Raw genomic sequence first — 11,752 nt, forward strand, 5'->3', positions numbered from 1 at the left:
CGGTCCGGGGGCTCCGTATGGCATTCCCCGGGGGCGAAGCCTACCCCCGCGGGGCCTGTGCGCCGGATTCGGGGAGGTGAGGGGTGCCCGGGGCGCGGGCGCGGGGAGGGGGGAGCGGCCGCGCGGGTGGCGGGGAGTTGGCGGCGTGGGAGGCGGCGTGGGTGGTGGTGCGAGACGCAGAGCATGGGGTGCTGGAGGCGTCCGGGCACAAAAAAACGGGCCGGTCCGTGGGGGGGAGACGGACCGGCCCGAGGGGGGGTTTCCACCATAACCCTTTGTAAGTGATGCTGCGTGCATCGGCGTGCCACAACTACTCTCCGCAATCGGACGGCGACGCGCAGGTGGTCAGGCCGGACCTTGATTCAGGCGACCTGCGACTGATTCACAACGGAATCCCAGGCGAACCGAGCGGAATGGTTACGGAACCGGAGGGTTTGACACCCCTTACCCCTGCTCGGCGAACCACTCCCCGCTTCCCTCCCCCGGGTGAACCCGGACGTGAACGCCCGCTTGACGCTCGACGAACCCGGAGGTGGGGCGCGGCTCCGCGCAGCCCCCTCCACTGCGCGGTGCCGCCCGCGCAGCTTTGCTGACGCGAATTACCTTGGTCTGAACTTACGTGAAAGGTCGCGGCCGACGCGACCATTCGGGGTAACGATGCGGAAACCCTGTGCCTTTTCGGGGGATGCGACGCGAAGAACGGAAGGCTTTTGCCCACTCGCAACCCAATTGCCGTATTTGCTCCACGTGCGATACGGAGGAGAAGAACACGAGGCGTCCCCCGCGGGCCCGGCCGGCCCGGGTTCACCCCGTCATCCGGCGTTGCCCGGCCTACGGGCCTCGAAGAGGTGCCGGGTGCTGTACGCGACGAAGGCGCCCCGCGACTCGATCCGCTCGTGCAGCGACCGGAGTTGGGCCTCGTACGCCTCGACGGTGAAGTCGGGGACCATCCAGATCACCTTGCGCAGGAAGTGCACGACGGCCGCGATGTCGTGGAACTCCATGCGGAGCCGTTCGGCACGCAGGTCGACGATCTCCAGGCCGGCGGCCTCCGCCTCCGCCCGCTCGCGGTCGGGATGGCGGGTGCTGCGCTGTTGGTCCGGCTGGGGTCCGAGGAAGCACTCGACGAGCTCGAAGGCGCTGGCGGGGCCCACGTGCTGGGCGAAGTACGTGCCGCCGGGCCGGAGCACCCGGACGATCTCCCGCCAGTGGGGGCGCACGGGATGCCGGCTGACGACGAGGTCGAAGGCGCCGTCCGCGAAGGGAAGTCCGGCGTCTTCGGGCGACGCCACGACGGCCACCCCGCGCGGGCGGAGCAGGGCGGTGGCCTTGGCGACGTTGGGCGGCCAGCCCTCGGTGGCGACGGTGAGCGCGGGTGTCCGCGAGGCTCTGCCGAGGGCGAAGTCCAGGACCTCCCCTCCCCCGGTCTGGATGTCGAGCACGGCGTCGGCGCCGGCCAGCCGTTCGGCCGTCGACGTCGCGTAGCCCCAGGAGGGCCGCGCCTCGGTGGCCCGCCCCTCGAACCAGGAGAAGTCCCACCCCTCGGTCGGCACGGAGACGCCCTCGGCGACGAGATCGCCGAAACCGCGGGGTGCCTGGTCGACGGTTCGTTCGCATGCCATGCCGGTGATCGTCCCAGGTGCCGTCAGTGGACGCTCTCCATTTTCCGGGCGTGCGGCGACCCGAGGGCCTGGTCAGACGCCTCGCATCGGTCGGGTAGGCCTGTCATACGGCCTGTGCCGGCAGGGCCAGCAACACGTGCTCGTCCTCGCCGTGGCGCACGGTGCCCACGCGCTGGAAGCCGAGCTTCTCCAGAAGGCGCACGGAGGCGGTGTTGCCGGCGAAGGGGTCGGCGTACAGGGGCCGGTTGCCCTCCTCACGCAGGAACAGGGCCACGGCTTCGGGGCCGATACCGCGCCCCCAGTAGGGGCGCCCGAGCCAGTACCCGAGGAAGCGCCGGTCGCCCTCCGGCCCGTTCCGCTGTCCTTTCTCCCACCAGGCGACGACATGCCCGGCCGGTTCACCGTCCACGGTGACCGTCCGCACGAGACAGGTCTCGTCCCCGAGGATCGACGACCTCCAGTGGGCCAGGAAGACGTCACGCGGCCGGGCGGCGAACCGGGAACGCCGGACGGCTTCGTCGTCGTGCTCGAAGTCGAGGAAGGTCTCGAGGTCGGCGTCGGTCACGCGCCGCAGCCGTACACGCGCTGCCTGGTCGGTCATGTCACGGCACCAGCCGCCGGACTTCCTGGGCGGCGAAGCGCACGAAGCCCTCCGGATCCGGTTCGTCGCCGGTCGGCTGGAGGATCACGGTGTCGGCACCCGCCTCCGCCAGCCGCTGGACCGCCTTCGCCACGGCACCCGCGTCCCCGGCGACGCCGAGGTCGGGGACCGCGCCGTCACCCTCGGCCACCAGTTCGGCGCGCAGCCGGGCGGCGGCGTCGGGTCCGGTGGCGGCGAGGAGATAGACGACCACCTGGTGCGGCTCGCCGCTCCGGCCGGCCGCGGCACGCCCCTCGTCGATGAGCCGGCGCGCCTCACGCAGGCCGTCGAGCGAGGTGGAGGCGGTCAGCACCGTCCCGTCGGCAGCCTCGCCGGAGAGCCGCAGCGAGCGCGGCCCGGTGGCACCGGCCAGCACCTCGACGGGGCCCTCGGGCGGCCAGTCGAGGGCGACGTCGTCCAGCTTCACGTACCGCCCGTCGGTGGTGACGCGCTCTCCACGCAACAGGGCGCGCAACGCGTCGAGATGCTCCCGCAGCAGGGTCAGCGGCGACTCGACCCGCGCCCCCACCTGCCCCATCCAGTCCTGCACCCCGTGCCCGACACCGAGCACGGCACGACCGGGAAACATCCGGTGCAGCGCAGCCGCCTCCATGGCGGTGATGGCGACGTTCCGCAACGGCACAGGCAACAACCCGACCCCGACCCGCACCCGCTCACTCCACGCGAGCGCGGCCGCCGCGGTGGAAATCCCACCCTCCCGAAAACAGTCCTCCCAGAGCCACAGCTCCTCGAGCCCACTCTCATCAGCGACCCGAACGACGTCACGCAGGCGCTCGGGGGGAAGCTGGGGGCGGAACACGGCACCTAGTCCAGTCATGGGGCCTTCCTACCCGCCGGTCCGCGGTTGGACAACAGGTACGCGACTCAACGATGTTGCCCCTGACGGTCCTCCTCCGCGCAGTGAAGCTTTGCGCGTCGATGTGGGGGCTGATGGCTCACCAGCGCGCAAGGGCAGAAATCAGCGAACGGCGCTACCTTGCGCGGTCTTCTTACCCGGCGTGAAGCCCTTCGCGGACGGCGCCTTCGACCTCGTCAGCCGCCATCCGGATCAGGCTGATGAATCGGCTCCGTTCCGACCTTTCCGTCCGCGGATTCCTGCAACGCCATCACCGATTCTCGTCCGCGGTATCCGCACACTTCTCGGCGCCGACGATGCCCGGGCCGCTCTCCTGGATACTCGGGGTCGTCACATGCGGATCAGGAACGCGCATACCTGCGCGGCGGGCGCGTTCGAGGGCGTGCGGTGCAGCGCCTTGTGCGTCGACGGTAACGTCTCCGTTGTCGTCCGGAGGACGCTGGGAGATCACGTAGAGGTGGCGCGGGCCCCGGACAGCGATCACCGCGGCGAAACGGGGATCGCCGGCGAACCAGATCTCCCGGACCTGTGCCTTGCGTTCGGTTTTCGCGCGCTTCCCGAGACGTCCTCCCCACCAGACGGATCGCACGTGAGAATGCATCACCATCGTCACCTGCTGATCCGGCACTTCCGGATGGGGAAATCGCAGCCAGGCATAACCGTTACGAACGCCCGGGATATTACCGATGCCGCTTTCCGGAGCCTCGTACACCTGCCAGGGATATTCTTGCAGGAGGCGCCGCGACCGGAATGCACCCCTCCAGTACGCCCACTGGAGAAACGTCCGATAAAACGTGTAGGCCATCGGAACGAAGAAGAGCCACAACGTCCATGTGGCGGAAATGATCACGTACCACGCAAGCAGGCCCACCCATGCCACCGGCCAGAAGACCTGACCCAGGGCCGCGCAGACGAACAGCTTTGTCCAGGCGCGGCGGGTCGCCGGATCTTCCCAGGCCGTGGGTTGGTGCGTGGTGGGCATGTCAGTCCTCATCAGGTACGTCACTGGATACGGCCGAAAGCGGGTTGTCGAAGCTGACCGAACCGGCGATGTCCCCGAGCAGGGCTCGGTAGTGCCCCGCGTGTTCGACCGCTGTCGTGGCCAGCGTCAGTATGGCGACCCGTTGGCCGTCGGGGCACGGAACATAGGCGGTGACCTGGAGGAGTTGGCGCTGAGCGGCGAACCCTGCCTCCGGCGGCCCGGTCAGGCGCGTCTGCACGAGCGACGCCGGACCGCAGGCCAGATCGAGGACCTCGATGTGCTCGGCGCCTTCTGCGTTCGCAGCGGCGCGCGCCGCGAGGATGCCGCGAGGGGCCCAGCCGGTCGCTCGCCAGGTCAGTGTGAACATGGACAGCAGCAGGCCGCGGTCTCCCTCGTCGTCGGTGTGCAGTCCGAGCGAGCAGTGGATGGTGCCGACTTCCACGAGTAGCTGGGCCGTCCGGAGGACCGGACCGAGATCGGCCAGCAGACGCTGCCGTGTTTCGACATCGGGAAGCGCCTCCAGCAGCGGCCTCAGTGTGTCTCCTGGGTGAGCTGCCTCCGCCTGGCTGTTCCCGGCCTCGATCAACTCCCGCAGCGGGAGCGGGAGGAACCCGGGAGGCAGTGCGAACCAGATGTCGGCGTCCTGGCTCCGGGCGGATTCGTCGATCACGTAAGGGGCACTGCTCAAGACGCTTCACCCGCCCCGCGCAGAAGGAAGTGGATGGCGCCCACCGTCGCCGGAAGGTCGACGCCCAAGGTTCTGGGTCCGTCGAGAATGCTGCTGGCTACCGTCGCCCCATCGCTGTCCAGACTGTCCACAACGCTGCTGGCGACACCGTAGACAGCGGTACCAGCTCCCAAGAGTGTCGCAGGCTTGTCGATCTTCTCCACGATCGGCGCCAGTCGTCCGCCGAACACCCTGGGGTGGGCCAGAAGACTTGCCGCGCCTCCGGCTGCCGACGCCTCGGTCTTGATCGAGGTACCCATGGACTTGATCGAGGTTCCAACGTTGGTCCCCGCCCTGGCGATCCTCTGTCCGAGCGTCAACACCTCGTCGGCCTCTCCCACGAGCGACAGCATCTGGCCGGATTCTCCAGCCGCACGAAACCCGAGGTAGCCGCCCTTGAGCACGACACCCAACCCCGGCAGCATTCCCAGAAAGTCCCCCGCGACTCCGAGCGAGTTGCTCCAGAAGTCAAGGTCCAACTCGCCCTTTGTAAAACCGTCCTTCAGGGAGGCCCTGACCTCGGGATCAGTGACGCGCAGGCCGAAGGCGGCGCCACTCAACAGTCCTGCCGCCAGGAACAGCATCCAAGGCGCGATCGCCGTGAGACCCAGCAGCGCGATAACCCCGAGGACGGCCGCGCACGCGCTGAGGATGTCCGGGAGGTTGTCACCGAGCCAGTCCGTGAACGTGTCCCACATCCCCGGCTCGTGCGGGGTCAGCTTCTTGGTCGCGGTGCGGATCTTGCCCGCCCGGTAACGCGCCTTCTCCTCGTGCTCCTGGGCAAGGGTCTTGGCCTTGCCGACAATCTTGTCGAGTTCGGCCTGGGCTTCCTCCACGGCCTTGTTCGCGTGGGTCAACGCCTTCTGAGCGTCGTCGCGACGGGCGCCCTTCTTGTCCAGGTCGGCATCGTTCTCCGCCTTGCCAGCGCGGCCCTTGGCCGTGTCCAGCACGGCCCGCGCGTCTTTGGCGTCACCTTCGAGCTTCTTGGCACGCCGCTGAAAGTCGTCGAGTTCCCCTTCCCAGCGGTCGAGTTGCCTGGCCGCCTTGCGGATTGAGTGGGCACCGTTCTTCAGGTTCAGGGGCAGCGGGCCACCGTCCAACTGTTCGCGGAAGGCAACAGCCGCATCACCCTTCCAGTAGCTGCCGTTCAGTAGCTTGGTGACGAGGTCGTGAGCCTCTTCCATCGTCTTGGCGCAGTTCGCAAGCTTCTTCTGCAGGTCGCGAACCGTGGTGGTGCTGCCGGGCGTTGGGTTGAAGCCAAGATGCGGGTAAGCGTGGTTCGGGATGGATGGGGAGGATTTCGGGCCCTGCGGAGGGGCGCCGTTCCGGCATGCCGCGGAATCAGCGGCGGGGGAGGACTCAAGGCCTGGAGTGACAGTCATTTCTCTCCACCGCCTTTGCCTCCCCTGGCCTTCTTCAGCGCTTCCTCCAGCGCCTTGTCCACCTCGTCGTAGCTGTCCTTGCTCGTCCCGATGATGTCGGCGAGTGCCTCGGTCTCTTCGCCGATCTGCTCGGTCCCGTACTTCCAGTCCTCCTGGAAGTCCTCGCACGCGGCGTCCAGATCATCGGTGCCGAGCCCGGTGACGGTCGCGTCGGCCAGCGCCTTGCGCAGCCCCTTCAGGGATTCGCTCGACTTGTTCAGCAACTTCATGAAGTGCTTGAGCTCATCACCGTCGACGGCCAGTCGATCCGCCACGTACAGTCCCCTCTCACCCTGCCCCTGGGCACGAGTAGAAGACTCTATCCGTTCCACCTTTGCTGCCGCGACGGCGTCTGCCCCGTCATCCTGGGTGCGGGCGCCGTCGGCACGGCTCAACGATTGACGGCCTGGATCTCCTGTACGACGACGTCCTGCGTGGCACCGAAGGAGCCGTCGGGGAGGTCACCGCCCGCGCCGCCTGTACCGGCCCAGTGAATCTTCCAGGTGACCGTGGCCCGTAGCGGGAAGGAGCCATCGCCCGAGGAGCGCAGGTATTTCACTCCACAGGGTGGGGTCTGGTCGGCCTTGCCCTTGGCGTAGGACTCGCCGATAAGGCCGTTGTCGATCCGGCACGCCCCGGACGCCGGATACGTCACCGCATCCTCGGTGCCCGGCTCGATCCTGACGACACCGGCTCCGCCGTCACCTTGGTGCTCGGGACGCGGATCTCGGCGTACGCGAGTTCCGCGAGGACCTCCGGTGTGACGGCGTTCTCCACGTCCGCCAGCAGGGGGTCACCCCAGTCCACCCAGACGTAGTCCTTGTCGCAGGCATCCCAACCCGGGGGGAAGTCCTTGTTGACGTACTTCTTCCGCTGCTCGGTATCCCACTGATAGCCCGTCGAGCCGGCCTCCCAGATCGGCTCCAGATACTTCTGCAGCCCCTCGGGGTGTACTTCGGGGCATACCGACAAGCCGCGACTGGCCCTTCCCATCGGGTCGTTGGCATGTGCCGTGCCAGGGAGCGTCAGAAGTGACAGACAGACACTGGCGGCTATCGTGACAGGCACCGTCATGAGCGCACCCGTCAGGGCCGGCATTTTGCGCTTCCAATCTCAGAGATGATTTCCCGAATCACCCAGACACCGCCGTCGCTCTTCCTCAGCGACGTGTGGTAGAGAACATAACTGTCGGCATTGACCTCAGTTTTCTTGACCTTGCCGGTCTTGAGGTCCTTCACATATGCCTTACCCTGGTCCTCGCAATAGCTGAGGGACGCCGTGCCGCCCTTGTTAACGGCTACTTCGGGGTCGTAGAAACGGTAGGCACCCGTGACAGCCGCCTTGTGGTCCACGTAATTCTGAATGAACTTCTGCGTACCGGCGGCGCCTTCGCCCTCGTAGTAGTTGAGGTACGCCTTGTCGAGAGCGTTCTGCTTCACGATTGCCAGATCCACGGCCTTGATGGACTGCTCGCTGTCGCCCAGAACCGCGTCCTTGTCCTCGTCATCCGACTTCGGCCAGTCGAAGGTGTAGGACAGATCCGATGGCATCTCGATCTTCGGGCGCCCCGCGGCGGCCGACGCGCTCGGGCTCGGGGACGTCGACGTCTCGCTCCCCCTGTCGGCTCCCGCGATCTTGTCGTTCTTCTTGTCCTTGGGGCTGTCGTCGCTGCCGCACGCGGACAGCGACAAAGCCGCAGCGGCGGTCAGCGCGATCGCTGCGAGAAAGGTGGGGCGGCGGTTCACTGTCGACTCCCGGTCGCGAGGCTTCACTTGAGCGAACGAACGCTATCCAGCGACACAGAAGGACACCAGCGTGATCCGCGTCAACCCAGGGACGGACGGGACCACATCGACCGCCTGTCGCGACAGTGCCCGCCCCATCCTCGGGAGCGGGTGGTCCAGTCGATCTTCCACGTGATCGTCGCCCGTAGCGAGTACGAGCCGTCACCCGAGGAGCGCAGGTATTTCACTCCACAGGGTGGGGTCTGGTCGGCCTTGCCCTTGGCGTAGGACTCGCCGATAAGGCCGTTGTCGATCCGGCACGCCCCGGACGCCGGATACGTCACCGCATCCTCGGTGCCCGGCTCGATCCTGACGACACCGGCTCCGCCGTCACCTTGGTGCTCGGGACGCGGATCTCGGCGTACGCGAGTTCGGCGAGGACCTCCGGTGTGACGGCGATCTCGACGTCAGCCAACGGGCGCCGGCTTCCCAGATCGGCTCCAGATAATTCTGCAGCCCCTCGGGGGTGTACTTCGGAGCATACGAACAAGCCGGCGGTGTCGGCTTGGGAAGCGAAGGTGGAGACAGACGAGGCTCAGAACCGTTATGGCTCTCGCCGACTTCCTTACGGCTGGCACGCCTTGTCACCCCTGTTTGAAACGATGTCGGTGGTCTGCCAGGCTCTCTCGGCACCCTTGGTAAGGCTCGTGTGGTACAGCACATAGGCCTTCGAAGTCACGGGAGACTTATCGACCTTTTTGGTCTTCCTGTTCTTGATGTAGGACTTGCTCTCGTCGGAGCAGTAGGTGACGTAGGCCTTGCTGTCTCCGGAGAGGGTGATCTTGTAGTCGAAGTACCGGGTCACCCCGCCCACGTGTCACCGCCGTCGATGTACCGCTGGGCGTACGAGATCGACGATTCCAAGGCCTTGCCCGTGTTGTAGAACCCAAGCGCCTTGGTGTCGGTGCTTCCCTTCAGGATCACCTCGTCCACGGAGTTCACACTCAGCGTGCTGTCCGCGAGAGCCGCGTCCTTCGCCGCGTCACCTGTCTTCTCGTATTCGAAGACGTTTTTGGCGTCGGACGGGAAGGTGATCTTCGGGCGCCCCGCGGCGGCCGACGCGCTCGGGCTCGGGGACGTCGACGTCTCGCTCCCCCTGTCGGCTCCCGCGATCTTGTCGTTCTTCTTGTCCTTGGGACTGTCGTCGCTGCCGCACGCGGACAGCGACAAAGCCGCAGTGGCGGTCAGCGCGATCGCTGCAAGAAGGGTGGGGCGGCGGTTCACTGTCGACTCCCGGTCGCGAGGCTTCACTTGAGCGAACCAACGCTATCCAGTGACACAGAAGGACACCAGCGTGATCCGCGTCAACCCAGGGACGCACGGGGCCAGATCGACCGCCTGTCACGACGGTGCCCGCCCCCATCCTCGGGAGCGGGCACCTGACCGCAGAGCTCGACGATCGGTCAGTCACTCAGTCAGTCAGTGGTTGACGGCCTGGATCTCCTGTACGACGACGTCCTGCGTGGCACCGAAGGAGCCGTCGGGGAGGTCACCGCCCGCGCCGCCGCTTCCGGTCCAGTCGATCTTCCACGTGATCGTCGCCCGCAGCGGGAAGGAGCCTTCGCCCGAGGAGCGCAGGTATTTCACTCCACAGGGTGGGGTCTGGTCGGCCTTGCCCTTGGCGTAGGGCTCGCCGATACGGCCGTTGTCGATCCGGCAGACCCCGGACGCCGGATACGTCACCGCATCCTCGGTGCCCGGCTCGATCCTGAGAGACACCGGCTCCGCCGTCGCCGTCGCCGCGACACCGATCTCCGGTACCGACGCCGTGACGGAGACCGGCTTGAACTCCGCGCCGTCCAGCCAGGACCACGTCGGGAGGTTCACCTTGGTCGTGTTCGCGGGCGCCAGCGTCACCTTGGTGCTCGGGACGCGAATCTCGGCGTACGCGAGTTCCGCGAGGACCTCCGGCGTGACGGCGTTCTCCACGTCCGCCGGCGGAGGATCACCCTTGTCCACCCAGAAATAGTCCCTGTCGCAGGCATCCCAACCCGGGGGGAAGTCCTTGTTGACGTACGAACCCCACCAGAAGCCGTCGCCGGTTTTGTCCTTGTTGAAGTCCTTCTCGGGCTCGTCCTTGTTGACGTACTTTTTTCGCTGCTCGGCATCCCACTGATAACCCGTCGAACCAGCCTCCCAGATCGGCTCCAGATACTTCTGCAGCCCCTCGGGGGTGTACTTCGGGGCATACCAGCAAGCCGGCGGAGTCCACGAAGTGGTCGACGTCAGCGCGCCCGTGGAATTGCCACTGCCGTTCTTGGAACGGTCGAAGACGACACCGCCCACGGTCACGGAGAGGTTGCCGTCGCCATCGGCTTTCGCGTTCTGCTCCGTCTGCCCGTCCGTGCCACCGCCGAATCCCTTCTCGGCGTGCGCGGGGCCAGCCGCGGACAGGATGAGGGCCGCGATTCCTGAGGCGAGAACCAGATGGTTACGCCGGATCAAGGCTGGCACTTTGCGCTTCCCCTCTGCGAGTCCAGACGCTCGGTTACCCAGATGCCGTTCTTGTTCTTACGCAGAGTGCCTGCGTAAATGACGTAGCTGTCCTTCGTCACCGGTGTGACATCCGTCTTGCCGGTCTTCAAGAACTTGTTGAATGCTTTGCTCTGATCCTCGCAGTACACAAGGGCCGCGGTGCCGTCGTCCTTGACCGTCACACTCTCGTCGTAATAGCGGGTCAGGCCGGTCGTGCGCGCCTTGTGGTCGACGAACTCCTGGATGTACGCCTGGCTCCCGGCGGCGGCGGTGCCCTCGGAGTAGAAGCGGTAAGCCGCGTGCAGCGGTTTCTGCTCGGCAATAGCCATGTCCACGGCCTTGATGCGCTGTTCGGCATCGTTCAGGACGGCGTCCTTGTCGGGGTCCCCGGTCTTGCCCCACTCGAACTTGTACGTGACGTCCGACGGCAGCTCGATCTTCGGACGCCCCGCGGCGGCCGACGCGCTCGGGCTCGGGGACGTCGACGTCTCGCTCCCCGTGTCGGCTCCCGCGATCTTGTCGTTCTTCTTGTCCTTGGGGCTGTCGTCGCTGCCGCACGCGGACAGCGTCAAGGCCGCAGCGGCGGTCAGTGTGATCGCTGCGAGGAGGGTGGGGCGGCGGTTCACAGTCGACTCCCGGTCGGCGAGGCTTCTCTTGAGCGAAGCAACGCTATCCAGCGACACGGGACGGCACCAGGGTGATCCACGTCAACCCAGGGGTGTATGGGACCAAATCAACCATTCGGGAGCCTCGTTGGCCCGTAACAGTTGCGTAACTCGGCGCGACATGCATCAGATGTTTCGGTGAGTAGGCGGTTCCACTTATGAACAAGCAAAGGAGGGGCCTGTTGTGCGGCGGTGGCGGGATGGGTGGGGGTCGTTGGTCGTGTGTGGAGAGGAAGTCGACGTCACCGTGCCGTTGGAAATCGCCGGTTCGTATCGGGCACGCACCAAGGGGCTGTTGGGGCGGAGTTCCGTCGACGGGGCGATTCTGTTGTCGCCTGCCGGCAGTGTGCACACCTTTCGCATGCGTATGCCCATCGACGTCGCCTACCTCGACCGTCACCTCGAGGTCATCGCCGTGCGCACCATGAAGCCGGGTCGGCTGGGGCTGCCCCGCCTGCGGTCCCGGCATGTGCTGGAGGCCGAGGCGGGGGCGATGGCCCGGTGGGGAGTGCGGGCCGGGGCGCGGGTGGACGTGGTGGTGGAGTAGGGGCGGCGCCTC

Annotated in this window: 11 protein-coding genes and 3 pseudogenes; 1 reads left to right on the plus strand and 13 read right to left on the minus strand. The window is 66.7% G+C overall.

Translation table 11 applies throughout. The features are described 5' to 3' along the window. Positions 1-812 precede the first annotated feature (812 nt). From OG985_RS18130 to OG985_RS18190, 13 genes and pseudogenes are all read right to left on the minus strand, one after another. Positions 813-1,622, minus strand: a complete 810-nt coding sequence (locus OG985_RS18130; RefSeq protein ID WP_371669392.1) for a class I SAM-dependent methyltransferase — start codon at positions 1,620-1,622, stop codon at positions 813-815. A 103-nt stretch (positions 1,623-1,725) separates the two neighbouring features. After that, positions 1,726-2,223, minus strand: a complete 498-nt coding sequence (locus tag OG985_RS18135) for a GNAT family N-acetyltransferase (protein WP_371669393.1) — start codon at positions 2,221-2,223, stop codon at positions 1,726-1,728. 1 nt (position 2,224) lies between these two features. After that, positions 2,225-3,100, minus strand: coding sequence for an LLM class flavin-dependent oxidoreductase (locus OG985_RS18140; RefSeq protein WP_371669394.1), 876 nt, complete (start codon positions 3,098-3,100; stop codon positions 2,225-2,227). A 289-nt stretch (positions 3,101-3,389) separates the two neighbouring features. Further along, on the minus strand, positions 3,390-4,121 hold the full coding sequence (locus OG985_RS18145) for a hypothetical protein (protein WP_371669395.1): 732 nt from the start codon (positions 4,119-4,121) through the stop codon (positions 3,390-3,392). Between the two features lies 1 nt (position 4,122). Further along, on the minus strand, positions 4,123-4,809 hold the full coding sequence (locus tag OG985_RS18150) for a hypothetical protein (RefSeq protein ID WP_371669396.1): 687 nt from the start codon (positions 4,807-4,809) through the stop codon (positions 4,123-4,125). Beyond that, complete coding sequence (locus tag OG985_RS18155; RefSeq protein WP_371669397.1) at positions 4,806-6,230, minus strand: hypothetical protein; 1,425 nt, start codon at positions 6,228-6,230, stop codon at positions 4,806-4,808. Before OG985_RS18155 ends, OG985_RS18150 begins: the two co-directional genes overlap by 4 nt. Next, complete coding sequence (locus tag OG985_RS18160; RefSeq protein WP_371669398.1) at positions 6,227-6,664, minus strand: hypothetical protein; 438 nt, start codon at positions 6,662-6,664, stop codon at positions 6,227-6,229. The genes OG985_RS18155 and OG985_RS18160 overlap by 4 nt, the downstream gene beginning before the upstream one ends. Beyond that, positions 6,661-7,270 (minus strand): annotated as a pseudogene (locus tag OG985_RS18165) (hypothetical protein); the annotation flags it as partial. The pseudogene OG985_RS18165 and the gene OG985_RS18160, both read right to left, overlap by 4 nt. Before the next feature lie 84 nt (positions 7,271-7,354). Beyond that, positions 7,355-8,014, minus strand: a complete 660-nt coding sequence (locus OG985_RS18170; protein WP_371669399.1) for a hypothetical protein — start codon at positions 8,012-8,014, stop codon at positions 7,355-7,357. Positions 8,015-8,094: 80 nt separating this feature from the next. Then, a pseudogene (locus OG985_RS18175) lies at positions 8,095-8,554 on the minus strand (hypothetical protein); the annotation flags it as partial. A gap of 64 nt (positions 8,555-8,618) precedes the next feature. Next, positions 8,619-9,277 (minus strand): annotated as a pseudogene (locus OG985_RS18180) (hypothetical protein). Between the two features lie 195 nt (positions 9,278-9,472). Continuing rightward, positions 9,473-10,507, minus strand: a complete 1,035-nt coding sequence (locus OG985_RS18185; protein WP_371669400.1) for a hypothetical protein — start codon at positions 10,505-10,507, stop codon at positions 9,473-9,475. After that, complete coding sequence (locus tag OG985_RS18190) at positions 10,495-11,154, minus strand: hypothetical protein (RefSeq protein ID WP_371674410.1); 660 nt, start codon at positions 11,152-11,154, stop codon at positions 10,495-10,497. The genes OG985_RS18185 and OG985_RS18190 overlap by 13 nt, the downstream gene beginning before the upstream one ends. A 223-nt stretch (positions 11,155-11,377) precedes the next feature. Here OG985_RS18190 and OG985_RS18195 point away from each other — a divergent pair, with 223 nt between their 5' ends. Beyond that, on the plus strand, positions 11,378-11,740 hold the full coding sequence (locus OG985_RS18195) for a DUF192 domain-containing protein (RefSeq protein ID WP_371669401.1): 363 nt from the start codon (positions 11,378-11,380) through the stop codon (positions 11,738-11,740). Positions 11,741-11,752: the final 12 nt, after the last annotated feature.

Origin of the sequence: Streptomyces sp. NBC_00289 (assembly GCF_041435115.1) — a bacterium.
Taxonomy (GTDB): Bacteria; Actinomycetota; Actinomycetes; order Streptomycetales; family Streptomycetaceae; genus Streptomyces.

Coding starts and splice junctions, on each gene's coding strand:
- OG985_RS18130 (WP_371669392.1), bottom strand. CDS start 1,622: ATGGCATGCGAACGAACCGTCGACCAGGCACCCCGCGGTTTCGGCGAT.
- OG985_RS18135 (WP_371669393.1), bottom strand. CDS start 2,223: ATGACCGACCAGGCAGCGCGTGTACGGCTGCGGCGCGTGACCGACGCC.
- OG985_RS18140 (WP_371669394.1), bottom strand. CDS start 3,100: ATGACTGGACTAGGTGCCGTGTTCCGCCCCCAGCTTCCCCCCGAGCGC.
- OG985_RS18145 (WP_371669395.1), bottom strand. CDS start 4,121: ATGCCCACCACGCACCAACCCACGGCCTGGGAAGATCCGGCGACCCGC.
- OG985_RS18155 (WP_371669397.1), bottom strand. CDS start 6,230: ATGACTGTCACTCCAGGCCTTGAGTCCTCCCCCGCCGCTGATTCCGCG.